The following is a 26,854-nucleotide window of genomic DNA, read 5'->3' as shown; positions in this document are numbered from 1 at the left end:
ACCTGAATAGAAAACGCGGTTCCTGCGCCGCTCGTTTCCAATGCTTCGTCTTAACGTTCGCGATCATCGAATAACCAGCGCCCAAGAGGGGTCCATGTCCGCCAAGAAGCCCAATATCCTCATCATCATGGTCGACCAGTTGAACGGGACCTTCTTCCCGGATGGCCCGGCGGATTTCCTCCATGCGCCGAACCTGAAGGCGCTCGCCGCGCGCTCGGCCCGCTTCGTCAACAACTACACGTCTTCGCCGCTCTGCGCGCCGGCCCGCGCCTCGTTCATGGCAGGGCAGCTGCCGCGCCGCACCCGGGTCTATGACAACGCCGCCGAATACGTCTCATCGATCCCCACTTTCGCGCATCATCTCCGCCGAGCCGGCTATTACACCTGCCTGTCGGGCAAGATGCATTTCGTCGGTCCCGACCAGCTGCATGGTTTCGAGGAGCGCCTGACAACCGATATCTATCCCGCCGATTTCGGCTGGACGCCGGATTACCGCAAACCCGGCGAGCGCATCGACTGGTGGTATCACAATCTCGGTTCTGTCACCGGCGCGGGCGTGGCCGAAATCACCAACCAGATGGAATATGACGACGAAGTCGCTTTCTTCGCCAACCAGAAAATCTATCAGCTGGCGCGGGAGAACGACGACGCCGACCGCCGTCCCTGGTGCATCACGGCCTCCTTCACCCATCCGCATGATCCTTATGTTGCGCGCCGCAAATTCTGGGATCTCTATGAGGATTGCGCCCATCTGGCGCCGGAAGTCGCGCCCATTCCGTTCGACGAGCAGGATCCGCATTCCCAGCGCATCATGATGTCCTGCGACTACACCAATTTCGATTTGACCGAGGACAATGTCCGCCGTTCCCGTCGCGCCTATTTCGCCAACATCTCCTATCTCGATGAAAAAGTCGGCGAACTGATCGACACGCTGACCCGGACGCGCCAGCTCGATGACACCATGATCCTGTTCTGCTCGGATCACGGCGACATGCTCGGCGAGCGCGGTCTGTGGTTCAAGATGAACTTCTTCGAAGGTTCGGCCCGCGTGCCGCTGATGATCGCCGGCCCCGGGGTCTCCGCCGGCCGCCACGATGCGCCGGTCTCCAACCTCGACATCACCCCGACGATCGCCGATCTCGCCGGTCTGTCGATCGAGGAAATCCTGCCCTGGACCGATGGCGAAAGCCTCGTCCCCGTGATCAACGGCGCCCCGCGCGTCTCCCCCGTGCTGATGGAATACGCCGCTGAAGCCTCTTATGCGCCGCTGGTCGGCATCCGTGAGGGCAAGTGGAAGTTCATCCACTGCCCGCTCGATCCTGACCAGCTCTATGATCTCGACGCCGATCCAAAGGAGCTCCGCAACCTCGCCGCCGATCCCGCTTACGCCGATGTCGTCGCCGATTTCCGCGCCCGCGTCGCCGCCCGCTGGGATATGGACGCTTTCGACAAGGAGGTGCGCGAAAGCCAGGCGCGGCGCTGGGTGGTCTATGAGGCGCTGCGCAACGGCGCCTATTATCCCTGGGATCACCAGCCGCTGCAGAAGGCCTCGGAGCGCTATATGCGCAACCACATGAACCTCGACAATCTCGAAGGCGACAAGCGCTATCCGCGCGGGGAATAACGAAACCGGGGGCGGCTGCTTCGGCGCAGCCGCCCCCAATCCGGGCAGAATCGTGGCTTCATCCTTACAAGCCGGATTAAATTCGCGACACGGTGATGTTGGAAATCATGTCCTTCATTTAATTTGAGTTTCTGCGGGATCGGAATATTAATTGGCCTCGCGGATCGGGAATTTGCCGGCGCTTCAATAAAACGGAAAGCGCGACGCGACAAATCCGGACGATCCGTTGGTAAGTCGGGCGTCAAGAGATGGATATGCCCGTTTTACATGGAGGTTATACAATGCGTATTCTGTTCGCTTCTGCTCTCGTTGCTTCCTCGATCGCCATGGCGCCGCTCGCTTTCGCCGCAAGCGAAACCGTGACCGGCACGGTCAAGGCCATCAACGCGTCACATCATGAACTGACGCTCGCCAATGGCGACACGTTCATGCTCCCCAAGAATTTCAACGCCAAAGACATCAAGGTCGGCGCCAAGGTGAAGGTTTCCTACCAGAAGGCGGGCAAGAAGCTCGAAGCTGAAATGGTCACGGTCGAGGATTGACCTGACCTGCCATCGGCCGGCGCGCCCACCCCCCTCTCCAGCAGCGCCGGCCAATCGCGTTTTGGACGTTTTCGCCGCTCCTTTGGCGTCCGCACCACCGGACGCCTTTTTCGTTTTGGTCCGGAACGGCGCGCCTGCGAAGTGGAAATGTCGCAATCGGGATAAAAATAGGAGACGCCAGCAAGGTCGCTTTGTCGCAGGCCCGTTATATGCTTGTGTAATTACAGCATGTCCGGGGCTTCTGCCGGCAAGGGGAAAATCATGCGCGCACAACCGCCCGCCAGCCATTTCATCGACGGCGAATATATCGAGGATCCGGCCGGCGCGGCCTTCGACTGCGTCTATCCGGCCACCGGCGAAGTGATCGCCCGGCTGCATGCCGCCACGCCCGCCATCATCGAACGCGCCATCGCTTCCGCCAAGAAGGCGCAGGTGGAATGGGCCAAGCTGAGCCCGACCGCGCGCGGCCGCATCCTGAAGCGCGCCGCCGACATCATTCGCGCCAAAAACCGCGAACTCTCCGAGCTCGAAACGCTCGATACCGGCAAGCCGATCCAGGAAACCATCGTCGCCGACTCGACCTCGGGCGCCGACGCGTTTGAATTCTTCGGCGGCGTCGCAGCCGCGGCGCTCAACGGCGAGCATATTCCGCTGGGCGGCGACTGGGCCTACACCAAGCGCATTCCGCTCGGCGTCTGCGTCGGCATCGGCGCCTGGAACTATCCCCAGCAGATCGCCTGCTGGAAGGGCGCCCCGGCGCTGATCTGCGGCAACGCCATGGTGTTCAAGCCGTCGGAAAACACCCCGCTCGGCGCGCTGAAGATCGCCGAGATCCTGATCGAAGCCGGTCTGCCCGCCGGCCTCTACAATGTCATCCAGGGCGATCGCGCCACCGGTCCGCAGCTCGTCAATCATCCCGATGTCGCCAAGGTTTCGCTGACCGGTTCGGTGCCGACCGGCCGCAAGGTGGCCGAAGCCGCCGCCGGCCATCTCAAGCATGTGACCATGGAACTCGGCGGCAAGTCGCCGATGATCGTCTTCGACGACGCCGATATCGATTCCGCCATCTCAGGCGCCATGCTCGGCAATTTTTACTCGACCGGCCAGGTCTGCTCCAACGGCACCCGCGTCTTCGTACAGAAGGGCGTGAAGGACGAGTTCCTCGCCCGCCTCAAGACCCGCACCGAAGCCATCCAGCTTGGCGACCCCATGGATGAGGCGACCCAGATGGGCCCGGTCATCAACCGCGCCCAGCGCGAGAAGATCCTGTCCTATATCGAAAAGGGCAAGGCCGAGGGCGCCCGCCTGATCACCGGCGGCGCGATCCCCAACGACGTGCCGGCTGAAGGCAACTACATCCAGCCGACCGTCTTCGCCGACGTCACCGACGACATGACCATCGCCCGCGAGGAAATCTTCGGTCCTGTCATGTGCGTGCTGGATTTTGACGGCGAGGAAGAGGTTGTGGCCCGCGCCAACGCCTCCGAATTCGGCCTCGCCGGTGGCGTCTTCACCGCCGATATGGCCCGCGCCCACCGCATGGCCGACACGATCGAGGCCGGCACCTTCTGGATCAACACCTATAATCTCTGCCCGGTGGAAATCCCCTTCGGCGGCGTCAAGCAATCCGGCTTCGGTCGCGAAAATTCGCTCGCCGCCATCAACCACTATTCCGAACTCAAGACGGTCTATGTGGCGATGGGCAAATGCGAGGCGCCGTATTGAGCAGACCCCGCCCCAAACCCCTCCCCACAAGGGGGAGGGGCTTAAGCCGCCGCGCCGCCACCGTCCGAATGCGACGGCGCGCCAGATGCGGCGGTGGCGGAAGAAGTGCAAACGCCGCCACAGACTAAGCCCTCCCCCTTGTGGGGAGGGTTGGGAGGGGTCTTTAAACACAAGCGATCAGGGGATTTCCATGCAAGCTGATTTCGTCATTATCGGTTCCGGATCGGCCGGCTCTGCGCTGACTGCGCGTCTCTCCGAAGACGGCAAGAACAGCGTTATCGTGCTGGAATTCGGCGGCACCGATATCGGCCCCTTCATCCAGATGCCGGCCGCGCTCGCCTGGCCGCTCAATATGAAGCAGTATAACTGGGGCTATCTCTCGGAGCCCGAGCCGAACCTCAACAATCGCCGCATCACCGCCCCGCGCGGCAAGGTCATCGGCGGCTCCTCGTCCATCAACGGCATGGTCTATGTGCGCGGCCATTCCGAAGACTTCAACCGCTGGGAAGCGCTCGGCGCGCGCGGCTGGGCCTATGCCGACGTGCTGCCCTATTTCAAGCGCCAGGAAAATTCCCATGGCGGCGAAGAGGGCTGGCGCGGAACCGATGGCCCCCTGCATGTCCGTCGCGGCGGCTCGCCCAATCCGCTCTACAAGGCCTTTATCGACGCCGGCCGCGAGGCGGGTTTCGAGGTGACCAAGGATTACAACGGCGAGAAGCAGGAAGGCTTCGGCGAGATGGAGCAGACGAGCTGGCAGGGCCGCCGCTGGTCCGCCGCCACCGCCTATCTGAAGCCGGCGCTGAAGCGCCCGAATGTCGAGTTGATCCGCTGCCTCGCCCGCAGGATCGTGATCGAGAATGGCCGCGCCGTGGGCGTCGAGATCGAGCGCAACGGCCAGATCGAGGTCGTCAGGGCCAATCGCGAAGTCATCGTCTCCGCCTCGTCCTTCAATTCGCCGAAACTCTTGATGCTCTCGGGCGTCGGCCCGGCCGAGCATCTGCGCCAGCTCGGCGTCGAGGTGAAGGTCGACCGTCCCGGCGTAGGCCAGAACCTGCAGGACCATATGGAGTTCTATTTCCAGCAGGAATGCAAGCAGCCGGTGTCGCTCTACAGCTGGCTGCCCTGGTACATGCAGGGCCTTGCCGGCGCGCAATGGCTGTTCTTCAAGAAGGGCCTGGGCACGTCCAACCAATTCGAATCCTGCGCCTTCATCCGCTCGGCGCCCGGCGTCAAGCAGCCCGACATCCAGTATCACTTCCTGCCGGTGGCGGTGCGTTACGACGGCAAGTCGGCGGTTCCCAGCCACAGCTTCCAGTGCCATGTCGGCTACAACCTTTCGAAGTCGCGCGGGGCGGTGACGTTGCGCTCGTCCGATCCCAAGGCCGATCCGGTGATCCGCTTCAACTATATGAGCCACGAAGAAGACTGGGTGAAGTTCCGCCATTGCGTGCGCATCACCCGCGAGATCGTCGGCCAGCAGGCGTTCGACAAATTCCGCGGCCGCGAGATCCAGCCGGGCCCCTCAGCCCAGACCGACGCCGAGATCGACGAGTTCCTGCGCGAACATCTCGAAAGCGCTTATCACCCCTGCGGCACCTGCAAGATGGGCGACAAGAATGATCCGATGGCGGTGGTCGACCCCGAAACCCGCGTCATCGGCGTCGACGCGCTGCGCGTGGTCGATAGCTCGATCTTCCCGCACATCACCAACGGCAATCTCAACGCGCCGTCGATCATGACTGGCGAAAAGGCCGCCGACCATATCCTCGGAAAGCAGCCGCTCGCCCGCTCCAACCAGGAGCCGTGGATCAATCCGCGCTGGGAAGTCAGCGATCGGTGAGGAGATCGGAAAAGATAGTCGGCGGCTTTCGAAATCATGGCGATAGTGCGGATGCTCTCGCCGGGCCCCGCTTTTTCTAGAGGGGCTTCCTGAAAAGAGGAAACGGCGTGCCGTTGACTTCCGCTTTGCCGTTCCTCACCACAAGCGCCCATTGCAGTGCGCCGTCGTCGGTCTCCTGTCCCGCGCCTTTGAGAAAATAGAACAGAAACAGCAGGGAACTGGTCTCGCGCGACAATGATCCCGCCGGACCGAATGCAGCGATCAGGCGGTCGAGATCCTTGCTGCGAAACGTAAGGGACGCCTCGCTCCGATTCTGCTGCAGCAGGTCCAGATCCATCGACCCGGTTGCCTCGACGCTGTAGTCCCTCGCGGCGACTTGCAGGTCCATGTCGGTGATCTTCAACCTGTTGTTCGGCGACAATTGATAGGAAAAGTAGTTCAGCGTGTTGTCTGCGCCCAGACGCGCCGCTGGGTTCTGAAGCAGATAGATCAATCGTCCGTCTATGCCTGCGACCGATCCCGTGAAAGACAATGTCGAGGGGAAGAGCGAAGCCAACTCGCGCCAGGCGGCGTTTGTCGCGAAAGTCATGCCGTCGATCGTCGTGGTGATGCGGTTTTCCGCCTTCTCATCCGGGGCTTCGGCTTTTAGCCGCCCGGCCCAGGATTTGACCCAGACACTCCAGGAGGCATGGTCGCCATGAGATCGAAGGGCGAGGCCATCGGCCCTGAACGCCATGTCGATTCGCGTGGCCCCGATCACCGTATTGTCGGGAAATGCGGCGTCGTTCTGGTCCAGCGGGATGGTGAGCGGATCGCCCATCGCCAGGATTGTTTTCAGCGGGGCGGAGTGCACCCCGTTCAAACGGGTTGACGTCTCCAGCGACCTGATCGCCATCACCAGGCGCTCCGTCAGAGAGACATCCTCTTCGAGCCGAAAATTGTCGAGCCTCTCGGTCAGTTGGTTGGTCGATAAGCTGCGCGCCTCCGGTCTGTCGATCAGTTCAAATTCTCTGTTGGCCCAGTTTTGTCGTGATTTTTTGCCATGATTGTCCGTCGTCAGCTTCCCGTCCAAGAGCGAGACTGAAATCCTGCTCTCGCCGACAGGATCGACATGGCCAATGATCGCGCTGTGCCCGACTTCGATCTCGTTGCTCAGGCCCTCGCCGTCGATTTTCTCCCAGTATTTCGCGGCGAAGGACTGGTTCGCGTCGAAACTCCAGGAACCATTGGGGTCGCGGACGAGGTTGAAGACGCTTTGAGGAGGATTGATCGCGCCGAGCGTCTGCATGTGGAAGGCGTCGAGAAGCAGCCGGCTGTCGACTTGCATCCGGTAGGCGTTCCGCTTCGTCTGGATGACGGAAACGGCGGAGCGGTCTGTGGCGTTCAACAACTGCGCCATATGGCGCTCGATGCCGTCGGCGTCCGCGCTGGCGGCAGTCGAAGAAAGGATTGCGATCAGGCCGGCGAATGAAAGAGCGGCAGAGCGTCGGCGAAAGCTGGGCGGCATCTCAAAACTCGAAATCAAATGCTTAATGTCGGAAATCTTAGTGCTTCAATCAAAAATCGCAAGTCGTTCGGGCCTCCCGTCCGCACATCTCCGCTCGCGGGAAACAGTGCTAGAAAAGCGCGCTCATGATGATTTTCCGCTTGTGCCGGCCGGAAACGCAATCAAGAATAGATCGGTCCAGGTCTTGATGTTGCCTCGAAACGATTTTGGTGCGGTGTGTCGATCCTTGCTCTGTTAGCCTCCGTTGTTATCGCCTCCACGTCCGGCCAGTTTCCGCCGGTCGGCGATGGTGGGGATGCCGGCGCGATCTGCGATCGGCTCGCGGGCGCGCCCAATGATCCCGCCCGGTCTCCCATTTTTCCGGGCGTCGTCACCGGCGGCGACATCGAAGGCTTCGCCGCGCTCGACGCCTGTCGCAAGGCGCAGGCCCATGAACCCCGCATTGCCCGATATCGCTTCCAATATGCTCGGGTTCTGATCTGGGCCCGGCAGAGTGCAGAGGCCGCGCCGCTGCTCGAAAAACTCGTCGAGGAAAAATACGTCGCCGCCTTTGCGGCCCTTGGCGAAGCCTATCGACGCGGAGACGGCGTGCGGAAGGACCGCCAGCGCGCTTACGAACTCCTGCAGGAAGCGAGCCGTCTCGGCGATCCCAAGGGAGATCTGGGTCTGGGCTATCTCTTTCGGCTGGATGACGGCCCCGATGAAGATTACGAGGCGTCGGCAAAAGCCTTCGAGAAAGCCCGGGCCGGCGGCGTCGCCGAGGCGACGGTTCAACTCGGCGACGCCTACGCCATGGGGTATGGCGTGCGTCGTGATCCCGTCAAGGCGCTTGAATTCTTTCGCGAAGCGGACGCTGCGGGCGAAGCGGACGGCGCTGACGGCGTTGGTCTCGCCTATGAGAACGGATGGGGCGTCGACGCGGACCTGAAGGAAGCCAGAAAATGGTATGAACGCGCCGCCAAGCTGGGCAGCGCTTGGGGGCGCCTGCATCTCGCCAATTTGCTGATGTCCAACGGCGGCGAGGACGACGCCACGGAAGCCGTTCGAAACTATCGGGCTGCAGCCGAGGCGTCGCTGGACGCCGGGCAATTGGGACTTGGAAACGCCTATAGCGAAGGGCGCGGCGTGCCGAAGGACGCGCGTCTCGCCAAGGATTGGTTCGAGCGCGCCATCGCCAACAACAATCCTCAGGCGATGAACAATCTCGGTGTGCTCTATCTGGAAGGAGCGCTGAGTCCGGATGGAAAGACCTCAAATCGGGAAATGGGTCTGCCTCTGTATGAGCGGGCCGCCGCTCTCGGCAATGAGGTCTCGATGCTGAATCTCGGCGCCCGGCTCGAAGACGAGGCCGTCGCGCCGCATGAGCCGCACAAGATCGTGCTGTGGTATCAGCGCGCCGCTTTTGCGGGTAACGTCGCCGCCATGGCTCGGCTGGGCCAGATCTACCTCAATGACGAGTACGGCTATTCTGATGTCGCTCTTGCGTTCCTTTGGAACCGACGCGCCGCCGAGGCCGGCAACAAGGACGGCATGGTCAATCTCGGCTGGGCCTATGACGTCGGCCTCGGAGTGCCATCCGACAAAAGCAAGGCGTTCTCCTGGTATCGGGAAGCCGCCTTGAAGGGAGATGCCAACGCGATGAACAATCTCGGCGTCATGTATGTCACCGGTGAAGGCGTGCCGAAAAATCCGCGGGTCGGGATTGAGTGGTATGCGAAGGCCATACAGGCGAATGGTTCTCCGCTCGCGCATTTCAACATCGCCGAGGTCTATCGAGATGGGGCAGGCGTCGAGCCCAGTCCCAGCAAGGCGGCGCAGCATCTGATCGCCGCTCTCGAAGGAGGTAGTTCGCGAGCCTTCAAATCGCTGACGAATGACGCCAGGCTCTGGCCGAGCCCCGTATGGAAGCAATTGCAGGAAGCGCTTGCTCGTCGCGGCCTGTATGACGGTCCTGCGGACGGGCGTCCGCTCTTGCCGACGCGCAAAGCCTTCATCAAGCTCTACCTCAAGGGCGGCGGCGAGCTGTAACCTGAAACCGCCGGCGCATAGGGAGCGCTCGGGCCGAAGCGGTATCGCTTCGGTCTCGGTTCCCTCTAACCCCTCACTGGCTCAACGCCCCCGACACGATCCGGAACGGGCTCGACACCGTTGCGGCGGCGGCGTTGAAGACGAAGGCGCCGGCGTCCTTGATGCCGGCTTTCTTCTCGTCGCGCAGGGCCGGAGCCAGCACCGCCACATCGGCGAAGCGGTTGTGATTGGTGGAATCGAGCGGTTCGACGCTGGAAATGTCGATGAACTGGATACCCACCTTCTGGGCGGCGGCCATGATCTGCGGGTTCTTGACGTCGAGCGCGCCAACCCGCTGGCTGCTGGCGGAGAGGAATTTTGACACTTCCAGCGCCCGGTCGTCCGGAGAGACCAGGATCGTCATCGGCAGTTTCATCCGACCGATCACCAGCATCTGCGTGCGGAAGACGTCGGCGTCGATGTCGGGAGAGGCCAGCACCACTTTCAGCCGGTCGAGCACGTCGTCGCGGCCGGCGAGCCTCAATTGCCGCAGTGTTTCCACCGTCAGCCAGCCGCCCATGGAATGAGCGAAGACATAGACTTCGCCGGTCTTGCGCCGCTTGGTCGCCTCGATCAGCAGTTGGGCGAGATAATCGCGGGAATAGGTTGCGCCCTCCTTGTCGGCCACATAGCCGGCCAGTTCCGCCTGCGAGGGCCAGGAGAAGACGATCTTGGCGCCGGGAATGTTGGCGTCATGCGCCATCTGCGCCATCCGGAACAGCGCTTCCTGATAGCTGTTGTTATAGCCGTGCACGAAAATGCCGATATCGCGGCTTTTGGGATCGGCGTGATCGATCGCGTCGATGAATTCCTTCTGGTCCAGGCTCTTCTGGCCCACCACGGCGAATGTCTTTTTCGGATCCGCCTTCGCGCCCGGCCATTCCACGTTCGACATCTTGTGATTGGGAGGGATCGACACCGTGAACTCGGCGTAGGAGGCTTCTTTAGCCTTGGAATTGTCGAACATATTGACGTCGGGCTTGATGCGGCCGCGCGTCGTCACTGCGAAAACCTGTTCAGTGGCGAGTTGGGGCAGGCCGCGCGTATCCACATCCGCCAGCGTTTCCGGCGAGGGGCGCGATCCGCATCCCGTCAGCGCCAGCGCGGCGAACGCAAAGACAATGACGGCTCTCGGGGAAAAGGGCCGGAAATCGCGCGTCGCCATGTCATTCTCGCAGTTGGTTTCGGTCTCGCCTTTCCATAACAGCGCGGTTTGGCGCGCGCCAGTCATACTTGTTTGTCTTTGTTGGTCGCGAGCGATCAGAGCTGATCCCTTTCGTTCTCACTTGACTCTGCGAGAAAATGCACGATATTGCACGACATCGCCTGAGTGGCGAAAGTTCGCATCGAGAGGACATTGCATGCTCATCCTGATCGCCGGCCCCTATCGCTCCGGCACAAACGACGACCCCGCGAAAATGGCGGCCAATCTCAGGGCGCTCGAAGCGCCGTCCTATGCGCTGTTCAAGGCCGGCCATGTGCCGATGATCGGCGAATGGGTGGCCCTGCCGGTCTGGGCGGCGGCCGGGGGAGGGACGGTCGGCGACGATCTCTATGAGGAGATTTTCCATCCCGTCGCCCATCGCCTGCTCGCGCTGTGCGACGGCGTTCTTCGGCTGCCCGGCGCTTCCAAGGGCGCAGACAATGACGTGCGGATCGCCCGCGAACGCGGCATTCCGGTCTGGTTCGACCTCAAGGAGGTTCCCGGCGTCGCCTGAGCCGGCGCGAAGCGGGGAAAACCGGCGCGGGAGGGCGAAGAAAGCTGCGAATCTGCTTGCTCCCCCCGCCCAAATCTCTACGAAAACACCCGGCCCATTCGCCAAGATGTTCTGAAGGAGACCCCCATGATCAAGCGTTACCAGCCCGGCCCGCGCATGAGCGCCGCCGTCGCCCACAATGGCGTCCTCTATGTCGCAGGCCAGGTCGCCGACGACGAGAAGGGCTCGATCGAGCAGCAGACCAAGGAAGTGCTGTCGGCCATCGACGCCATTCTCGCCGAAGCCGGCACGGAAAAGGCCAAGATCCTGTCGATCAACGTCTATCTCGCCTCGATCGGCGATTTCGCCGCCATGAACAGCGTCTATGACCAGTGGGTCGACAAGGCCAATCCGCCGGCCCGCGCCACGGTCGAAGCCCGTCTGGCGACCCCGAACTACAAGGTCGAGATGACGGCGATCGTCGCTCTCTGATCGGAAATACAAACGGCCGCGGGCGAGGCGCCGCGCGGCCGTTTTTCTGAAAGCGGGCAGGGGGCGGACCGGCCCGGGCTCCCAGGTTTGCCGTGGTCTCAGCCCTCGGCCTTGCGCCGCGCCATCATCTCGCGGAAGGCCGGCCGGTCGTGGCAGCGGTCGACCCAGGCGAGGATGTGGGGATTATCGGCCATGAAGTCGGTTTCGCTCAGCACATAGCGGATGATCTCCACCACGTTGAGATCGGCCACGGTGAAACGGTCGCCGACGAGATAGTCCTGTTTTCCGAGATGCTCGTTCAGCCGCTTCAGCGGGCGCCGGAGCATGCGCCGAGCCACCGTGATCGTCTCGCGGCCGCCGTCGGTCGCTTCCAGTCCGTTGTCGTAGGTCAGCACGACCTTCACCGTATGCGGCTCGACTTCAGTTGCGCCCCAGAAGCTCCAGGACAGGATTTCGCCCTCCTCCGTCACCGTCTGCGCCGAGAGCGGCCCGCCATGCTTGCGGGCGAGATAGAGGGTGATGGCGAGGGATTCGTCGATCGCCAGGCCGTCATCGACGATGCTCGGGATATGGCCGTTGGGATGGATGGCGAGGAAGTCGGCGGATTGGGTGTTGACCGGCGCGTCCGCCGCCGTCGGCTCCGGAACGCGCCAGCCCTGAAGCACCGGCACGCTCTCGAATTCGAGCCCGAGTTCGAGCGCGGTCCAGTAGACGCGCGATGCGCGGGATTGATAGACGCCGTAGATCGTCAGCATGCGGTCGGACTCCCTATGTCGCGCCATTCAGCACGGCGCGACAGGATGGGTCCAATGAAAAACGGCGAAGTCCGACATCAGCCTTTTTGATCGACGGCGAAATGTTTCCCGAAAAAGGCCTCAGGCGCCTTCGAGGAAATCCACCTTGCCGCTTTCGATGTCATAGACCGCCGACACGATTTTCACTTTGCCCGATTCGACCAGATGGGACACGATATGGCTTTCGTCCGGAATCCGGTGAGCGCCGCTGATGGCGTTGTTGGCCACGGTCTCAGCGACGAAATCAGGCGACTTGAACAGCGTGTGAAGCGCAACAGGAAGGATCGGCTGCACCATCTTGCCGATCGAACCTTCGAGCTGTGTTCCCTTTTGCACCACGTCGCAGGCCGCCGCCACCGCGCCGCATTTCTTGTGGCCCATCACCACGATCAACGGCGCATGCAGATGTTCCGCGCCATATTCGATCGTGCCGAGCGCGCTGGTGTCCAGCACATTGCCCGCGTTGCGGATCACGAAAAGTTCGCCGAGCGTTACGCCGCCGAACACCAGTTCGGGCGTCACGCGGCTGTCGGAACAGGTGAGGATGATCGCCCAGGGGTGCTGGCCGGCGACCAGTTCCTCGCGGCGGCTGGCGAGATTGGCGGCGCAGGCGTCGGCGTCGTTCACGAAACGGGCATTGCCCTCTTTGAGCCGGGCGAGAGCTTCTTCGGGCGAGATTGCCGGCGCGGCTTCGGCTTTATGCGCATCCGCCGGTTTCTCCTCGTTCGGGGCGGCATGTTTGCTTTCCGACGCGGAAGCGGTGATCGGCATGCTGGCTGCGGCGAGGCTGAGGCCCGCGAATTTCATCATGTTGCGGCGGCTCAGCCGCGTCGGCAGACAATCCAGGCACATGCGCTTTTCCCTCCGAAAGCAATGGCGAAATGCCCCCGCACAGCGATTTATAAGTGCAAGAGACGGCCATTAATACTAGTTATGATTGATTAAAGAAATGCGAAAGCGACCGTAAGAAATCGCACTATTTGCTGTTAAGGTCGCGAAATTGCTCCGTCTGGAAATGAACCAGCCCTTTCAGGGCGCAGTTTCAGCGCAAAATGTCGTCCGATTCCGAGCACGGCGCAAAAAGCCTGAAATTGCCGGTGTTTGGCCGGATCGGGCGCTCGGGGCAGGGAGCGATCGCCGGCCTCGTGATGAAAAATCTCCAATTTTCCGCATAGGTTTCAGCATTTGGTAACCAAACTCGGTAACCATAACGGACAGTTAAATGCGTAACGCGTATTGGTGAGTTTGAAAAATGGCATCAGTCCTGTCGCTCCGGGAAGCCCGTTCGGGCGTCCAGTCGAATTCCTGGCTCAATTCCATCATCAAGGGCGATTGCGTGGCCGCGCTCGAGGCGCTGCCGGACAAGTCGGTCGACGTGATTTTCGCCGACCCGCCCTACAATCTCCAGCTCGGCGGCGCGCTGCATCGTCCCGACCAGAGCCTCGTCGACGCCTGCGACGACGAATGGGACCAGTTCGCCTCCTTCGAGGCCTATGACGCCTTCACCCGCGCCTGGCTTCTCGCCTGCCGCCGCGTGCTGAAACCCCATGGCACGATCTGGGTGATCGGCTCCTACCACAACATCTTCCGCGTCGGCGCGACGTTGCAGGACATGAATTTCTGGATCCTCAACGACATCGTCTGGCGCAAGACCAATCCCATGCCGAATTTCAAGGGCCGCCGGTTCCAGAACGCGCATGAGACGATGATCTGGGCTTCGCGCGACCAGAACGCCAAGAGCTACACCTTCAATTACGACGCCATGAAGGCCGCCAATGACGATGTGCAGATGCGCTCGGACTGGCTGTTCCCGATCTGCTCCGGCGGCGAACGCCTGAAGGGCGACGACGGCAAGAAGGTGCATCCGACCCAGAAGCCGGAAGCGCTGCTGGCGCGCGTGATCATGGCCTCGTCCAAGCCCGGCGACGTGATCCTCGATCCCTTCTTCGGCTCCGGCACCACCGGCGCCGTCGCCAAGCGTCTCGGCCGCAACTTCGTCGGCATCGAGCGCGAGCAGGATTACATCGACGCCGCCGCAGCACGCATTGCCGCCGTCGAGCCGCTCGGCTCGGCTGAACTGACGGTGATGACTGGCAAGAAGCAGGAGCCGCGCGTCGCCTTCAACACGCTGGTCGAAAGCGGCCTGATCAAACCAGGCGCGGTGCTGACCGACGCCAAGCGCCGCCATGCCGCCATTGTCCGCGCCGATGGCACGCTGGCCTCAGGTGGTGAAGCAGGATCCATCCATCGCTTGGGCGCCAAGGTCCAGGGACTGGATGCGTGCAACGGATGGACGTTCTGGCACTTCGAGGAGGGCTCCACCCTGCGCCCGATCGATGATCTCCGGGCTGTCGTCCGCAAAGGAATGGGGGACGCGGCCGGCTGACCTCCAGCAGCCGACCGCGCCTCCATCTTCTCCCCGCAAAGTTGCCGGCGGGCGCGTGAGCGCCCGCCTTTCGATTTGTTGTAAAAGCTGAGAATATTTTCTAAACTACGCCCGTTGTGACCATGAGCCATGTGGCTTGTGATCGAACCGCTTCGCGCGGGAAAACCGGGATCGTCGCCGTGCACAAGATTGTTTCCGCACATGAGGCGGATTTCGCCAAGAACACACTGTTTTCCAACCTGGCCAGCCATCCCGGGCTGATCGACGCTTTGCGCGCGCAAGCCGGCAAGCTGCTCGCCGTCGCGGAGGCGTCCCCGCGCGCCGCGTCGATCATGGCGACGCATCAGCGCTATCTGATGGCCCATCTGGCCCTGACGATGTATGTTCGCTCCGGACGCACCGGCATCCATGTCGCCGCCTTTCTCGACGCGGTCGAGCAGCACGGCATCGTTTCGCGCAATACCGCCGACGCCTTCCTGAAGGAGATGGAGCATTATCGCATCATCGAGCGCAGGGTGTCGCCCACCGACAAGCGCCTGAAGCCTGTTGCGCCGACCCAGGAGACGATGGATCTCGCCTGCTACTGGCACACCGTGCATTTGGAGACGCTGGATGCTCTGGATGGAGGTGAGCGCGCCGCCCGTTTCCGCGCCGATCCCCGCCTGTTCGACGAGGTGCAGCCTCTGGTCTGCGAAACGCTGATGAAGTCGATTGGGATCAGCCAGGCCGCGCCCACCTTCTCGCTCTTCGTCTGGATCGACGACGGCAGCGTTATTCTCGACCGGATATTCTCCGAAATCGTTCCGCCGGACGCCGCCGATTCGCGCTGGCGCACCAGCGGCGGTCATTCCATCGCCAGCCTCGCCAAGCTCGCCGGTCTGTCGGTCACCCATTTGAGCCGCAAATTCGCTCAGGCCATGCGCATGGAGAGCATCGGCTGGACCGGCCGCCCTGGCCGCTCGCCCTTGTGGATCTCGCAGAATTTTTTCGACGAATATCTCAGCTATCAGGTCGCCAAACTGATGATGCTGGAAGCGGCGCTCAACCGCTCCATTCACAGCGCCGGCATCCTGCATCCCAGGAAGTAGCCGTCATCCCTTGAACCGGTAGCCGATCCCCGGTTCGGTGATGATGAAGCGCGGCGAAAGCGGGTCGTCCTTCAGCTTTTCGCGCAGATGCTGGGTATGGATGCGGAGCCCCTGATTATTGTCGGCGGCCCGCTTGCCCCAGATTTCCTTCATCAATTGCCCATGGGTCAGCACCTTGCCGGCGTGCCGCGCAAGCGTGACCAGCAGCTTGTATTCGATCGGCGTCAGCCGCACCTCGTCTTCGCCGAGAAGGACACGACGGGCGGCGAGGTCGATTTCCAAATCCTCGAAGCGCAAGGTCGGCTCGATCGCGCCTTCTGTCGCATGCGCATGCCGGAGCGCCACCCGGATGCGGGCGATGAGTTCGCCTGATGAAAAGGGCTTGGTGAGGTAATCATCAGCGCCGTTTTCCAGCGCCTCGATCTTCTCCGCCTCCTGGTCGCGGGCCGAAAGCACGATGATCGGCGTTTTCGACCATTCGCGGACGCTCAGGATCCAGTCCTGGCCGTCCATGTCGGGCAGGCCGAGATCGAGGAGCACGAGATCAGGCCGCCGACCGATCAGCGCCTGCTGGCCGGCCTTGCCGGTTTCGGCTTCGATCGCCTCGAAATCCGCGAGCGTCAGCGCCGTCGCCACCAGCCGGCGAATCTCGCGTTCGTCCTCCACGATCAGCACCGAAGCGCCCATCACGCCGTCTCCTGTGCAAGCGCGGGCAGGGTGAAATAGAATCGCGCCCCGCCGCCGGGATTGTTGCCCGCGTCGATGCGGCCGCCATGCGCCTCCACCACGCCCCGGCAGATGGCGAGGCCGAGGCCCGATGCGCCCGGCGACTTGCGGTCTGAACCGATATGGCTGCCGGTGCGGAAGCGTTCGAACACCAATTCTTCGTCTCCTGGCGAAAGGCCCGGTCCGTTGTCGGAGATCGAGATCTGAACGAAGGCGCCGCGCGTGGCAAGCTCGACCGCGATCTCGCCCTCGTCGCCGGTGTGTTCGATGGCGTTTTCCACGAGATTGGCGACCACCTGTTCGATCAGCGCGCCGTCGATCTCCACCAGCGGTATGTCGCCGGAAATGGCGGTGCGGATCCTGCGCCCGCCCTTGCGCTCGGACATGCGCGCCAGCGCCGCCCCGACAATTTCCTGGATCGTATAGACCTGCCGGTTGAGCTTGAGATCGCCGGAGGATATCGCCGAGATCTTCAGGAGATTGCCGGTGAATTTCTGCAGATAGGCGATCTGGCGCGACAGGCTCTGGACTTCATCCATCGCCTCGCGCGGCAGCTTGCGCCGCATGCGCACGAGCGCCGCGATTGTCCCGCCGAGCACGGTGAGCGGCGTCCTCAGATCATGCGACAATGACGACAGCAGCACATTGCGCAGTGTTTCTGCCTCGCGCGCGGCCTCCGCACGGGCTGCTTCTTCGGTCTTTTCCGCCCGCGCCACCGCGCCCGCCAGCAGCGCGGCCAGCGTCTCGAGTTCCAGTGACGCTTCGCCAGATGGCGAACCCGGCTCCATCCGCACCAGCGCCAGCCATCCGGCGGTTTCCCCCGCCGCTTCCAGCCTGGCGATCCAGATCTCCTCCTCGACGGCGAGATTTGCGGCCGCGTTCATGCGGATCGCTTCGATGATGCGCGCCCTGTCGCGCTCCGGCCCCTGCCAGAAGCGCGTCTCCTGCGCGTCGGCGAGATGCAGGCTGACGTTTCCCTCATAAACTGGGGCGAGATGCGCCACCGCCGCGGCGTGAATTTCCGCCGGGCTCGTGGCGCGCGACAGATCGCGGGAGAAGTCGAGCAGCCTGCGCGTGCGCGCCTGTTCGCGCCCGGCATGCGACATGCGCCGCGACAGTCCGGATGTCATGCCCGCCACGATCAATGAGGTCGCGAACATGATCGCGAAGGTGAAATAGGCCTCCGCGCTGAAGGCGTCGAACGTGTAATAGGGCTCGACGAAAACGAAGTTGAACGCCGCCACCGACAGAACGGAAGCGACGATTGACGGCCCGAACCCGTGCCGGAGCGCGGTCGCCACCACAGCCGTCATATAGACCAGCGTCAGCGTGTCGGGATCGGTCAGCGACCGGAAGGGCAGGGCGATCAGCGTCGCCCCTGCCACCATCGCCATCGCCCAGACCATGGCCCGCCCCGATGTTTCGGGGCGGCCGGTCTTCGCGGCGATGATGCGACGGTTGCTTTCGGTCATGACTCACACGCTGACATGCGATCCCAGTTCGATAACCCGGTTCGCCGGCAGACGGAAGTAGTCCGATGGATCGGTGCCCATGCTGGCGAGCCCGATGAACAGCCGGTCCTGCCAGGCGGGCATGCCGGAATTGGGATCGGAGACCAGCTTGCGGCGGCCGACGAAGAAAGTGGTCGACATGATGTCGAATTTCAGCCCTTCCTTGCGCATCTGCGCCAGCGCCTGCGAGACATTCGGCGTATCCATGAAGCCAAAGGTCAGCGTCAACAGCGAGAAGCGGTCCGAGATCCGCTCGATCTTGCCCCGCTCGGCGGGCGGCACCGTCGGCGCGGCGTCCGTGCGGATGGTCAGGATGATGTTCTGCTGATGCAGCACACGGTTATGCTTGATGTTGTGCAGCAGCGCCGATGGCGTCGCGTCCGGCTCCGAGGTCAGGAAGATGCCGCAGCCGGGAATGGGATGCGGCCCATGCGCGCTTTCCTTTTCGATCGATTTCACGAAGGCCCGGAGCGCGACATGGCTGCGGCGGGATTTTTCCGACACGATCGCCGCGCCGCGCCGCCAGGTCCACATCACCAGCACGACCAGACCCGCAATGCCGATCGGCACATAGCCGCCGTCATGGATCTTGATCAGATTGGCGCCCAGAAACACCAGTTCGAGCGTGGCGAGCGGCAGGATCAGCGACAGCGCCGCGGCGAGCGACCATTTCCATTCGATGCGCAGGAAGTCGAAGAACATGATCGTGGTCACCACCATCGCTCCTGTCACCGAAATGCCATAGGCGGTGGCGAGCGATTCCGAGGTCTGGAAGATCAGCACCAGCATCATCACGCCGAACAACAGGAAGGTGTTGACCATCGGCAGATAGATCTGGCCGGTGTCGGTATGCGAGGTGTGGTGGATGTCCATGCGCGGCAGGAAGCCGAGATGGATCGCCTGGCTGACCAGCGAAAAGGCGCCGGTGATGACAGCCTGGCTGGCGATGATGGTGGCGGCGGTGGCGAGCAGGATCACCGGGATCAGCGACCATTCCGGAAACATCAGATAGAACGGATCCTCAATGGCGCGCGCATCGCTCAGCACGAAGGCGCCTTGGCCGAGATAATTCAGCGTCAGCGCCGGATAGACCACCGCCAGCCAGGCGAGCTGGATCGGTTTGCGGCCGAAATGTCCGAGATCGGCGTAAAGCGCTTCCGCGCCCGTGACGGTAAGGAACACCGCGCCAAGCACGATCAGCGCCGAAAAACCGCCATGGACGAGAAATGTCACGGCGTTCAGCGGATTGAGCGCTGCAAAGATGCGCGGGTCGTCGGCGATATGCGCAATGCCGGCTGCGGCAAGCGCCGCAAACCACACCAGCGTGATCGGGCCGAAAGCCTTGGACACCGCGCCGGTGCCACGCGATTGCACCGCAAACAGCGCGATCAGGATCACCACGCTGACCGGCAGCACGAAGCGGGTGAGATCGGGGGCAACGAATTTCATGCCCTCGACCGCCGACATCACCGACAGCGCCGGCGTGATCATGGCGTCGCCGATGAACAGCGCCGCGCCGATCAGCCCGAGCAGCACCAGAACGCGGCCATGCCGGCCCTCGAGTTTGCTCGACAGCAGCGCGAGCAGGGACAGCGTGCCGCCTTCGCCCTTGTTGTCGGCGCGCAGCAGGAAGACAACATATTTGACGGTGACGATGATGGTGAGCGTCCACAGCATCAGCGAGATGATGCCGATCACCTCGTCGGGCGTGACGCCGTCCTTCGCCACGGGGCGCAGCGCTTCACGAAACGCATAAAGGGGCGATGTGCCGATATCGCCATAGACCACGCCGATCGAGCCGAGGGAGAGGGCGAGAAGCCGGCCCACCGAGGTTTTCGGACCGGTTTGAGATTGGGGAGCATGCATGATGCGGGCGCCTTTGCTGGTTCTGGCCGCACAAGGCGGCCTGAAGCCTATAGGCCAGGGCGCATAAGGCCGGCGTAAAATCCGCATAAAGTCGCGTATAGTTTCCGTATAGATGGCCGCACGCTCTCTTCGCCCGAAAGCGCTGCGCATCCGCCGCGACATGGATTAGGATGGCGCATGCAGAAGACGGAATCACCTGGCTATTATGAATTCTTCGCCGGCGGCGGCATGGTCCGCGCCGGACTGGGCGAAAGCTGGTCCTGCCTGTTCGCCAATGATCTCGACGCCGGCAAGGCCCGCGCCTACCGCGCCAATTGGGGCGGCGACTGGCTGAAGCTGGAAGATATCGGTCGCCTTGCAGCAGCCGATATCCCCGGACGCGCCGATCTCGCCTGGGCCTCCTTTCCCTGCCAGGACCTGTCGCTGGCCGGCGCGGGCGCCGGTCTCGGCGGCGCGCGCTCGGGCACGTTCTGGACTTTCTGGCGGCTGATGCAGGCATTGAAGGCCGAGGGGCGGGCGCCCGCGATCATCGCGCTCGAAAATGTCTGCGGCGCGCTCACCTCGCATGGCGGCCGCGATTTCGCCGCCATCGGCGAAGCCCTGTCGTCCGGCGGCTATCGCTTCGGCGCCATGGTCATCGATGCGGCGCGCTTCCTGCCGCAATCGCGGCCGCGCCTGTTCATCGTCGCCGTCAGCAAGGATCGCCACCTGCCTGAAGACTGCGTTTCGTCCGAACCGTCCGCAGACTGGCATCCGCCCGCTTTGATCGCGGCTCATGCCCGCCTTTCTGACATGGCCGCAGAGGATTGGCTCTGGTGGCGCTTGCCGGCCCCCGCCCGGCGCAACGTCGCGCTGATCGACATCGTCGAAACCGATCCCGCCGGCGTCCGCTGGCTGTCAGACGACCGGCTCGACGCACTCATCGCGATGATGGACGCCAACAACCGCGCCAAACTCGATGCCGCCAGAGCCGATGGCCAGCCCCGGGTCGGGGCGCTCTACAAGCGTACGCGGCCTGATGGCCAGGGCGGCAAGATCCAGCGGGCCGAAATCCGTTTCGACGGCCTCGCCGGTTGCCTGCGTACGCCCGCCGGCGGCTCCAGCCGGCAATCGATCCTGATCGTCGAGGGCGGAAAACTCGCCGCCCGCCTCCTGACAGCCCGCGAAACGGCGCGACTAATGGGCCTGCCCGACAGTTATCTCCTGCCCGGCTCCTATACTGAAGCCTATCATCTGACCGGCGACGGCGTCGCCACGCCTGTGGTCGGCCATCTCGCCCGGCATCTCTTCGAGCCGCTGCTGGCTGCCTCCAAGATCGGGAGACGGGCGGCGTGACGGAGACGCCGGAACAGCGCAGCGCGGTGATGCGGCGGGTGAAATCCAAGAACACCGCGCCCGAACTCAAGCTGCGCAAGCTCCTGACATCCCTCGGCTATCGCTACCGCCTCCACCGCGCCGACCTGCCCGGCAAGCCCGATCTCGTCTTTCCCGGCCGCCGCAAGCTGATCTTCGTCCATGGCTGCTTCTGGCACGGCCATGACTGCCCCCGCGGCGCCCGCGCGCCCAAGAGCAATGCCGACTACTGGCAAGCAAAGATTGCCCGCAACCGCGCCCGCGACGCGGCGAATCTGGATGCCCTGACATCAGCCGGATGGCAGGTGTTGACCGTCTGGGAATGCGAGTTGAAGGACAAAGCTGTGTTGGTGGAAAGGCTGTGCGGCTTTCTTGGCGTGATGGAAACCTTGTAGCCGTTACGCCGTACGACCGCGATGGATTGCAGCGTCGATTTTCACCCCGTCACCGATCTGCTTCGGTCCTCGCCTCCAGAGCATCAATCCCAGAGTGTATCGACGCGAAGCGATCCACCAGAACAGCGTCGCCGCAATCGCAGACAGATATCCATCGGCGGCGTAATGCCATCCGGTATAGACTGAACCAAACAAGATTGTTCCGGCAAAAGTCCAACCGGCGATCATGCTCAGGCGGCCCTGTGACGTCATATACCATGCGACGGTCACCGCCACGCCCACATGGATGCTCGGCATCGCCGAAATGCCCGAGCCAATCAAAGCCGTATTGGTCGTTGCCGCCGAATAGAGATACTCCATGTAGAACTTCTGCTGCGTCGCATAGGGATCTGCCGCAAGCATTGCGGTGAATTCCGCGAAGCGGGGCTCGGCGTAAAAGCGGTCGTAGAATATCGGGCCAACGGAAGAGAACGCTGTCGCAAGAATGACCCCCAGCACAATATAGGTGAGAAGGGTGGCCATGATCAGACGTTTGAACTCAGGTGCAGGGCGCAGGAGGGCGGCGTGAATGAGTGAACAAAGCGCGACGCCGAACCAAAGCTTCGAGTAGATGAAGTCCATAATAATGCTTGTCCCCGCAGGCAACATTCTGGCGTATTTCCACGGGTCGTCTCCGTGCAACCACAGATCGAAGGCGGCAATGTATGGGTCCGCAAAAAATGGTGCGACGCTGGGAATGCTCAATTTGAACGTGGTGAAAGCGGAGAGAAAGCCAATGATCAGCGCCATCATCCCGAAATGTTTGAACCTGAGCCGCCGCGCGCCATCCACCAGACCAGCGAGCGGGGCGCGGGGGAACAGCAGGACACCTCTGATGATCAGGATGAAAAGGACGAGAAGGTTTAGCGCCGGAAAAACCTTCAGGTAATGAGCGGCAAGTTGCAAATAGGTGGAAGGATTCCATAGAAGCGCGGCCAGCGAAAACGTCATGACGGCGACAAAATTTTCATCTTTCGCGAGACTTTTCGCACCAGAAAGGCAGGTCTCCAATGAAAATCTTGCTACGGATGACGCCTTCGGAGTCGTTCGTGAAGAAAAATCCATCAATTACCCCTATACATTTCGGCGGGAAGTATAGGGGGTATTCGTAAAGACAGTCCTGCTTTTTGTTCAGTTCATCAATCCGTAGCGCCCGAGTTCCGCATCCAGCTCATCAGCCCCCACATAGTGGATCGCGTTCCAGCCATAGGCGCGGGCGGCTTCCACATTGGCAAGCGCGTCGTCGATGAACAGCGTCGCGGCGGGATCAAGGTTGAAGGTTCTGGTGTGGCTTTCATAAATCCGCGGATCGGGCTTGATCAGTTTCACCCGCGCCGACACGGTGACGCCGCGCGGGGCCTTGAGGAAGGGGAAAATCTCCTGCGCCTGATCGAATGTGTCGTCGGAGAAATTGGTGAGCAGCGTCACGTCGCGGCCCTCGGCGATGAAGCGCTCGAGATGGGCGACGGAGCGCTCATAGGCGTGCGGAACCATTTCATGCCAGTATTGGCGGAAGGCGCGGATATGCTCTTCGCGATCGGGAAATTTCTCCAGAAGCAGTTCCTCCGCCTCCAGCCAGGTGCGGCCGCGATCCTGCTCGACATTCCAGTCATGGGTGCAGACATGCTCGAAGAACCATTTGCGCTCTTCCTCGTCCGGGATCAGCCGCGCATAGGGCAGGTTGGGATCGTAATGGATCAGCACCTTGCCGATGTCGAAGACGATGTGGCGGATCTCGGGCGTGGCGGTTTCAGCGGGCATGCGGTTTCCTCTTGGGCTTGAAGGCGTCCGGTATAGCGGCGGCGATCGCCTTTTTCATGACAGTCGGCAAGGCTTGATCGGCAAGCGTCTCGATCGGCTCCCACCAGCCTTCGGCCGTATCAGGCGCGGCGTCGAGATCGGCCCTGTAGACGCTGAGCCGCAATTCGAAATGGGTGAAGACATGGGTGACGACGCCTGAGAGACGCCAGTCGGCGGCGAAAGGCGCGGCCTCAGGCGTATCCTCGCCGTCGCGAGATGCGGTCCAGCCGGTGCCGGGCGGCTCGCTCATGCCGCCGAGCAGGCCGCTGTCGACCCGCTTGCGCAGCAGCACGCGCCCCTCGGGATCCACGGCCACGAAGGCCGCGCCCTTGCGCGCCGGCTTGGCCTTCTTGGCGGCTTTGACAGGGAAGGTCTCGGGATCGTGGCTTTCGAAGGCGCGGCAGGCGTCGCGCCAGGGACAGAGCGAACAGGCCGGCCGGCGCGGCGTGCAGATGGTGGCGCCGAGATCCATCATCGCCTGGGCGAAATCGCCGGGTCTCTCATTCGGCGTCAGCGTGTCGAGCAGCGCTTTGAGTTTCGGCTTCGCCCCCGGCAGCGGATCCTCCACCGTAAAGAGGCGGGTCAGCACCCGCTCGACATTGCCGTCCATCACCAAAGCGCGCCTGTCAAAGGCGATGGCCGCGACGGCGGCGGAAGTGTAATCGCCGATGCCCGGCAGCGCGCGCAGGCCGTCCACCGTATCGGGAAACACGCCGCCATGCTCGAACGCCACCGCCTCGGCGCATTTCTTGAGATTGCGGGCGCGGGCGTAATAGCCGAGCCCCGCCCAGGCTTTCATCACATCCTCATTGTCGGCGCGGGCGAGATTACTCACCGTGGGCCATAAGTCGAGGAATTTCAGGAAATAGGCGCGCACGGCCTGCACCGTGGTCTGCTGCAGCATCACCTCGGACAGCCAGATCCGGTAGGGATCGGGCATCACGCCCCTTTGTCGCATCGGCGGCGAGACCCGCCAGGGCAGATCGCGATGATGCCGGTCATACCAGGCGAGAAGGCTTGCCGCGTCAGGCTGTTCCGGCATGTGTGTCTGTCGATCCCATTGTCGCGGCGGCAACGCTTTGCCGCGCCAGCCGTTATACACGGACCCCGGCGGTTGCCGCCGCGGCCGATGAAAGCTATGATTCTCTAACACTTATTCGCACGGGCCCGAAGAGACGATGTCTTCCTTCCAGAGAAAAGGCGCGCTTCAGATCGCCGAAGCCGCCAACCGGCTGATCGACCCGGTGCTCGCCCGCAAGGCGGGTATCAACACGGCTTTGATCGGCTCGTGGGACGAAATCGTCGGCGCCGATTTCGCCGAATGCACCCGGCCGGAAAAGATCACCTGGCCGCGCGCCAATGCCGATCGCTATGGCGACGCCGGCGGGGTCGAGCCCGGCGTGCTGACCATCGCCTGCGAAGGAGCGCGCGCGCTGTTCCTCGCCCATGTCCAGGGCGAACTCATCCAGCGCATCAATGGCTTCTTCGGCTACCCCGCCATCCGCCAGGTGCGCATCGTCCAGAAGCCGGTGAATATGGGCCACAAGCATCGCCCCAAACCCCGGCCGCTGACCCGCGACCAGCAGGCCAAACTGACCGACATGACCGCCGACATCGACAATGAGAAGCTCAAGGCGGCGCTGGAGCGTCTGGGGCGCGGCGTGATGGGAAGGAAGGAGAAGTGAGTAACGGAGCCAAAGAGCGTCCAACACACTGAAGCCGTGAGCATTCGACGTGTTCTTCAGGTGTCGATGAAATCCTCGACGTTCACATTCTTGCCGCCATGATAAACCCGCAGGATGATCACCACGTTATCGCGAACGCGGAAGATGATAGTCGCCTTGCGTCTGTATCCAACAAGGCGAAGGCCTACGCTGATGTCGTCACGGCTTTTGCCACGTTTTGGAAATGTCGCGAGTGAAGCGCAGAAAGCAATCAGCCTGTCGACGTAAGCCCGCGCAACGGGTAGGCCAGCCCGAGGCGCGAGATAATCCAGTAGGTCGCGCATGTCCCTTTCCGCCGTATCACTGAAAAGGACAGGGTTGCTCATGACCGCGTGGGTAGCTTTTTGCTCATGGCGTCGAGGTGAGCGTGAAGTCGCCGACTTGCTTCCTCCAGCGTCATCGTGCCGATTTCGCCTTCATCGAGCGCCCTGATTGTCGGCGCGACTTCCTCCTGCAGCCATGTCTCAAGCTCAGCGTCGCGTTCACTCAAGGTCAAAAGTCCCTCTTCGACCACGGCGCTCTCACTGTCGTATTCACCAGAGGCGACTTTCTCGCGGATCATTTCCGCCATGCCGGCGGGGAGACTAACAGTAAGCGATTGTCTGGCTGCCATGGGATCTGTCCTCGTGCTAACAGCCTTATACCATTCTCCCCGCGAGCGCCCAAGGCCTTTCAAACCCTTCTTGAGGCGGCGTTACGGCTATTCCGCGCCTCACATTTGTTTGAACGCCGGACCCTCCGTCATACTTGCGGCGTAAGAGGCTGCGGTATATCGACAATACCACATTGGCCTTTTCGAGGAGCACTCATGTCCTACCTGTTCAAGAGCGCGTCGCCGCGCTTGATGTCCGTCGCGCTTCTGACCGCCGTGAGCCTGGCGCTCGCCGCCTGCAGCGACGAGAAGAAGGCCGAGACGGCCGCGCCTGCCGCCAAGACGGAGACCGCGCAGTCTCAGCCCGCCGCGACGACCCCGGCGACGCCCGCCGTGAGCACGGAAACCACGGCGTCCACGACGCCGGTCGAACTGCCCCAGCCCGAAGGCGAAGTCGATGTCGCCGCGCTGATGGCGCCCGGTCCGCTGCCGGATGTGTCGCTCGGCAAGGACGACGCCAAGGTGACGATCGTCGAATATATGTCGATGACCTGCCCGCATTGCGCCCGCTTCCACAATTCGGTCTTCGAAGAGATCAAGCAGAAATATATCGACAGCGGCAAGGCGCGCTTCGTGCTGCGCGAATTCCCGCTCGACAACCGCGCCGCCGCCGCCATCATGCTGGCGCGCTGCGCGCCGAAGGAACAGTATTTCCCGATGGTGTCGGCGCTGTTCAAGAGCCAGATGACCTGGGCGACCGCCGAAGACGGCCGCGCGGCGCTCCTGCAGATGGCGAAACTCGCCGGTTTCTCCGAGCAGAGCTTCGAAGCCTGCTTGACGAACCAGAAACTTCTGGATGAAGTGAACGCCACGCGCGAAAAGGCGTCCAAGGATTTCGGCGTGGATTCCACCCCGACCTTCTTCATCAATGGCAAGCGTTACGCCGGGGAAATGAGCGTTGCGGAAATGTCGGCTCTCATTGACGCCGCTGAATAACCAGACACGACCGTTCATCGAAACGGGCGACAGCTTCGCGCTGCCGCCCGTTTCGGCGTTTGGCGTCCTGTCGTCGGCGCTGGGGACCGC

The 26,854-nt window shown here is 62.4% G+C and carries 25 protein-coding genes; 13 read left to right on the top strand and 12 right to left on the bottom strand.

Annotation, left to right across the window (positions count from 1 at the left end):
• The first annotated feature begins 94 nt into the window (after positions 1 to 94).
• The 4 genes from betC (at position 95) to betA (ending at position 5,731) form a co-directional block, all read left to right on the top strand.
• Positions 95 to 1,624, top strand: a complete 1,530-nt coding sequence (betC, locus tag E8Q41_RS15730; protein ID WP_137156501.1) for a choline-sulfatase — start codon at positions 95 to 97, stop codon at positions 1,622 to 1,624.
• Positions 1,625 to 1,905: 281 nt separating this feature from the next.
• The gene (locus tag E8Q41_RS15725) at positions 1,906 to 2,166 is read left to right on the top strand and encodes a DUF1344 domain-containing protein (RefSeq protein ID WP_170976507.1); all 261 of its coding nucleotides are present in this window, start codon (positions 1,906 to 1,908) and stop codon (positions 2,164 to 2,166) included.
• 261 nt (positions 2,167 to 2,427) lie between these two features.
• The gene (betB, locus tag E8Q41_RS15720) at positions 2,428 to 3,891 is read left to right on the top strand and encodes a betaine-aldehyde dehydrogenase (protein ID WP_137156499.1); all 1,464 of its coding nucleotides are present in this window, start codon (positions 2,428 to 2,430) and stop codon (positions 3,889 to 3,891) included.
• Positions 3,892 to 4,081: 190 nt separating this feature from the next.
• A complete protein-coding gene (gene betA / locus E8Q41_RS15715) occupies positions 4,082 to 5,731 on the top strand; it encodes a choline dehydrogenase (protein ID WP_137156498.1) in 1,650 nt (549 codons plus the stop codon).
• A 76-nt stretch (positions 5,732 to 5,807) separates the two neighbouring features.
• On the opposite strand, the gene E8Q41_RS15710 is transcribed toward betA, so the two are convergent.
• Entirely contained in the window at positions 5,808 to 7,238 is a 1,431-nt protein-coding gene (locus E8Q41_RS15710; RefSeq protein WP_137156497.1) for a DUF2125 domain-containing protein, read from the bottom strand.
• A gap of 216 nt (positions 7,239 to 7,454) precedes the next feature.
• On the opposite strand from E8Q41_RS15710, the gene E8Q41_RS15705 reads away from it, so the two are divergent.
• Positions 7,455 to 9,266, top strand: a complete 1,812-nt coding sequence (locus E8Q41_RS15705) for a tetratricopeptide repeat protein (protein ID WP_137156496.1) — start codon at positions 7,455 to 7,457, stop codon at positions 9,264 to 9,266.
• A gap of 73 nt (positions 9,267 to 9,339) precedes the next feature.
• Here the strand turns inward: E8Q41_RS15705 and E8Q41_RS15700 are convergent, their stop codons facing one another.
• Complete coding sequence (locus E8Q41_RS15700) at positions 9,340 to 10,470, bottom strand: alpha/beta hydrolase (RefSeq protein WP_137156495.1); 1,131 nt, start codon at positions 10,468 to 10,470, stop codon at positions 9,340 to 9,342.
• A 196-nt stretch (positions 10,471 to 10,666) separates the two neighbouring features.
• On the opposite strand from E8Q41_RS15700, the gene E8Q41_RS15695 reads away from it, so the two are divergent.
• Both E8Q41_RS15695 and E8Q41_RS15690 read left to right on the top strand, forming a co-directional pair.
• Complete coding sequence (locus E8Q41_RS15695) at positions 10,667 to 11,023, top strand: DUF4406 domain-containing protein (RefSeq protein WP_137156494.1); 357 nt, start codon at positions 10,667 to 10,669, stop codon at positions 11,021 to 11,023.
• Positions 11,024 to 11,149: 126 nt separating this feature from the next.
• Positions 11,150 to 11,494 (top strand): RidA family protein, encoded by a 345-nt coding sequence (locus tag E8Q41_RS15690; RefSeq protein ID WP_137156493.1) that lies wholly within the window; start codon positions 11,150 to 11,152, stop codon positions 11,492 to 11,494.
• Positions 11,495 to 11,592: 98 nt separating this feature from the next.
• Here the strand turns inward: E8Q41_RS15690 and E8Q41_RS15685 are convergent, their stop codons facing one another.
• Both E8Q41_RS15685 and E8Q41_RS15680 read right to left on the bottom strand, forming a co-directional pair.
• Positions 11,593 to 12,249: a glutathione S-transferase family protein gene (locus E8Q41_RS15685; RefSeq protein WP_137156492.1), complete on the bottom strand. Its 657-nt coding sequence runs from the start codon at positions 12,247 to 12,249 to the stop codon at positions 11,593 to 11,595.
• Between the two features lie 120 nt (positions 12,250 to 12,369).
• Positions 12,370 to 13,140, bottom strand: coding sequence for a carbonic anhydrase (locus E8Q41_RS15680; RefSeq protein ID WP_137156491.1), 771 nt, complete (start codon positions 13,138 to 13,140; stop codon positions 12,370 to 12,372).
• Between the two features lie 400 nt (positions 13,141 to 13,540).
• Between E8Q41_RS15680 and E8Q41_RS15675 the strand changes: the two genes are divergently transcribed.
• Entirely contained in the window at positions 13,541 to 14,674 is a 1,134-nt protein-coding gene (locus tag E8Q41_RS15675) for a site-specific DNA-methyltransferase (RefSeq protein WP_137156490.1), read from the top strand.
• Positions 14,675 to 14,853: 179 nt separating this feature from the next.
• Positions 14,854 to 15,762 (top strand): hypothetical protein, encoded by a 909-nt coding sequence (locus E8Q41_RS15670; RefSeq protein WP_137156489.1) that lies wholly within the window; start codon positions 14,854 to 14,856, stop codon positions 15,760 to 15,762.
• Between the two features lie 3 nt (positions 15,763 to 15,765).
• Here the strand turns inward: E8Q41_RS15670 and E8Q41_RS15665 are convergent, their stop codons facing one another.
• Genes E8Q41_RS15665 through E8Q41_RS15655 form a run of 3 tightly spaced genes read right to left on the bottom strand, consistent with a single transcriptional unit; the run spans position 15,766 to position 19,865 of the window.
• Positions 15,766 to 16,449: a response regulator gene (locus tag E8Q41_RS15665; protein ID WP_137156488.1), complete on the bottom strand. Its 684-nt coding sequence runs from the start codon at positions 16,447 to 16,449 to the stop codon at positions 15,766 to 15,768.
• Positions 16,449 to 17,960 (bottom strand): ATP-binding protein, encoded by a 1,512-nt coding sequence (locus tag E8Q41_RS15660; protein WP_137156487.1) that lies wholly within the window; start codon positions 17,958 to 17,960, stop codon positions 16,449 to 16,451. The genes E8Q41_RS15665 and E8Q41_RS15660 overlap by 1 nt, the downstream gene beginning before the upstream one ends.
• A gap of 3 nt (positions 17,961 to 17,963) precedes the next feature.
• Positions 17,964 to 19,865, bottom strand: a complete 1,902-nt coding sequence (locus E8Q41_RS15655) for a potassium transporter Kup (protein ID WP_137156486.1) — start codon at positions 19,863 to 19,865, stop codon at positions 17,964 to 17,966.
• Between the two features lie 177 nt (positions 19,866 to 20,042).
• On the opposite strand from E8Q41_RS15655, the gene E8Q41_RS15650 reads away from it, so the two are divergent.
• Complete coding sequence (locus E8Q41_RS15650) at positions 20,043 to 21,200, top strand: DNA cytosine methyltransferase (RefSeq protein WP_137156485.1); 1,158 nt, start codon at positions 20,043 to 20,045, stop codon at positions 21,198 to 21,200.
• Entirely contained in the window at positions 21,197 to 21,613 is a 417-nt protein-coding gene (locus E8Q41_RS15645) for a very short patch repair endonuclease (RefSeq protein ID WP_137156484.1), read from the top strand. The genes E8Q41_RS15650 and E8Q41_RS15645 overlap by 4 nt, the downstream gene beginning before the upstream one ends.
• 3 nt (positions 21,614 to 21,616) lie before the next feature.
• Here E8Q41_RS15645 and E8Q41_RS15640 read toward each other — a convergent pair whose 3' ends face one another.
• From E8Q41_RS15640 to mutY, 3 genes are all read right to left on the bottom strand, one after another.
• Positions 21,617 to 22,717, bottom strand: coding sequence for a phosphatase PAP2 family protein (locus E8Q41_RS15640; RefSeq protein WP_137156483.1), 1,101 nt, complete (start codon positions 22,715 to 22,717; stop codon positions 21,617 to 21,619).
• A 66-nt stretch (positions 22,718 to 22,783) separates the two neighbouring features.
• On the bottom strand, positions 22,784 to 23,413 hold the full coding sequence (locus E8Q41_RS15635) for an HAD family phosphatase (protein WP_137156482.1): 630 nt from the start codon (positions 23,411 to 23,413) through the stop codon (positions 22,784 to 22,786).
• Positions 23,403 to 24,494 carry an A/G-specific adenine glycosylase gene (gene mutY, locus E8Q41_RS15630; protein WP_137156481.1) on the bottom strand — a complete coding sequence of 364 codons (1,092 nt, stop codon included), beginning with the start codon at positions 24,492 to 24,494 and terminating at the stop codon, positions 23,403 to 23,405. The genes E8Q41_RS15635 and mutY overlap by 11 nt, the downstream gene beginning before the upstream one ends.
• Positions 24,495 to 24,630: 136 nt before the next feature.
• On the opposite strand from mutY, the gene E8Q41_RS15625 reads away from it, so the two are divergent.
• Entirely contained in the window at positions 24,631 to 25,137 is a 507-nt protein-coding gene (locus E8Q41_RS15625) for a DciA family protein (protein ID WP_137156480.1), read from the top strand.
• Positions 25,138 to 25,193: 56 nt separating this feature from the next.
• Here the strand turns inward: E8Q41_RS15625 and E8Q41_RS15620 are convergent, their stop codons facing one another.
• Positions 25,194 to 25,502: a type II toxin-antitoxin system RelE/ParE family toxin gene (locus E8Q41_RS15620; protein WP_137156479.1), complete on the bottom strand. Its 309-nt coding sequence runs from the start codon at positions 25,500 to 25,502 to the stop codon at positions 25,194 to 25,196.
• Entirely contained in the window at positions 25,499 to 25,789 is a 291-nt protein-coding gene (locus E8Q41_RS15615) for a type II toxin-antitoxin system ParD family antitoxin (protein ID WP_137156478.1), read from the bottom strand. The genes E8Q41_RS15620 and E8Q41_RS15615 overlap by 4 nt, the downstream gene beginning before the upstream one ends.
• Before the next feature lie 195 nt (positions 25,790 to 25,984).
• On the opposite strand from E8Q41_RS15615, the gene E8Q41_RS15610 reads away from it, so the two are divergent.
• Entirely contained in the window at positions 25,985 to 26,764 is a 780-nt protein-coding gene (locus tag E8Q41_RS15610) for a DsbA family protein (RefSeq protein ID WP_137156477.1), read from the top strand.
• Positions 26,765 to 26,854: the final 90 nt, after the last annotated feature.

Origin of the sequence: Rhizobium sp. FKL33 (assembly GCF_005222915.1) — a bacterium.
Lineage (GTDB): Bacteria > Pseudomonadota > Alphaproteobacteria > Rhizobiales > Rhizobiaceae > Rhizobium_E.
The sequence above is the reverse complement of the archived record's forward strand: the minus strand, read 5'-3'. Positions and strand labels throughout refer to the sequence as shown.

Excerpts from the sequence above, each read along its gene's own strand:
- betC (WP_137156501.1), top strand. The coding sequence starts at position 95 with ATGTCCGCCAAGAAGCCCAATATCCTCATCATCATGGTCGACCAGTTG.
- E8Q41_RS15725 (WP_170976507.1), top strand. The coding sequence starts at position 1,906 with ATGCGTATTCTGTTCGCTTCTGCTCTCGTTGCTTCCTCGATCGCCATG.
- betB (WP_137156499.1), top strand. The coding sequence starts at position 2,428 with ATGCGCGCACAACCGCCCGCCAGCCATTTCATCGACGGCGAATATATC.
- betA (WP_137156498.1), top strand. The coding sequence starts at position 4,082 with ATGCAAGCTGATTTCGTCATTATCGGTTCCGGATCGGCCGGCTCTGCG.
- E8Q41_RS15710 (WP_137156497.1), bottom strand. The coding sequence starts at position 7,238 with ATGCCGCCCAGCTTTCGCCGACGCTCTGCCGCTCTTTCATTCGCCGGC.
- E8Q41_RS15700 (WP_137156495.1), bottom strand. The coding sequence starts at position 10,470 with ATGGCGACGCGCGATTTCCGGCCCTTTTCCCCGAGAGCCGTCATTGTC.
- E8Q41_RS15695 (WP_137156494.1), top strand. The coding sequence starts at position 10,667 with ATGCTCATCCTGATCGCCGGCCCCTATCGCTCCGGCACAAACGACGAC.
- E8Q41_RS15690 (WP_137156493.1), top strand. The coding sequence starts at position 11,150 with ATGATCAAGCGTTACCAGCCCGGCCCGCGCATGAGCGCCGCCGTCGCC.
- E8Q41_RS15685 (WP_137156492.1), bottom strand. The coding sequence starts at position 12,249 with ATGCTGACGATCTACGGCGTCTATCAATCCCGCGCATCGCGCGTCTAC.
- E8Q41_RS15680 (WP_137156491.1), bottom strand. The coding sequence starts at position 13,140 with ATGTGCCTGGATTGTCTGCCGACGCGGCTGAGCCGCCGCAACATGATG.
- E8Q41_RS15675 (WP_137156490.1), top strand. The coding sequence starts at position 13,541 with ATGGCATCAGTCCTGTCGCTCCGGGAAGCCCGTTCGGGCGTCCAGTCG.
- E8Q41_RS15665 (WP_137156488.1), bottom strand. The coding sequence starts at position 16,449 with ATGGGCGCTTCGGTGCTGATCGTGGAGGACGAACGCGAGATTCGCCGG.
- E8Q41_RS15660 (WP_137156487.1), bottom strand. The coding sequence starts at position 17,960 with ATGACCGAAAGCAACCGTCGCATCATCGCCGCGAAGACCGGCCGCCCC.
- E8Q41_RS15655 (WP_137156486.1), bottom strand. The coding sequence starts at position 19,865 with ATGCATGCTCCCCAATCTCAAACCGGTCCGAAAACCTCGGTGGGCCGG.
- E8Q41_RS15650 (WP_137156485.1), top strand. The coding sequence starts at position 20,043 with ATGCAGAAGACGGAATCACCTGGCTATTATGAATTCTTCGCCGGCGGC.
- E8Q41_RS15640 (WP_137156483.1), bottom strand. The coding sequence starts at position 22,717 with ATGGATTTTTCTTCACGAACGACTCCGAAGGCGTCATCCGTAGCAAGA.
- E8Q41_RS15635 (WP_137156482.1), bottom strand. The coding sequence starts at position 23,413 with ATGCCCGCTGAAACCGCCACGCCCGAGATCCGCCACATCGTCTTCGAC.
- mutY (WP_137156481.1), bottom strand. The coding sequence starts at position 24,494 with ATGCCGGAACAGCCTGACGCGGCAAGCCTTCTCGCCTGGTATGACCGG.
- E8Q41_RS15625 (WP_137156480.1), top strand. The coding sequence starts at position 24,631 with ATGTCTTCCTTCCAGAGAAAAGGCGCGCTTCAGATCGCCGAAGCCGCC.
- E8Q41_RS15620 (WP_137156479.1), bottom strand. The coding sequence starts at position 25,502 with ATGAGCAACCCTGTCCTTTTCAGTGATACGGCGGAAAGGGACATGCGC.
- E8Q41_RS15615 (WP_137156478.1), bottom strand. The coding sequence starts at position 25,789 with ATGGCAGCCAGACAATCGCTTACTGTTAGTCTCCCCGCCGGCATGGCG.
- E8Q41_RS15610 (WP_137156477.1), top strand. The coding sequence starts at position 25,985 with ATGTCCTACCTGTTCAAGAGCGCGTCGCCGCGCTTGATGTCCGTCGCG.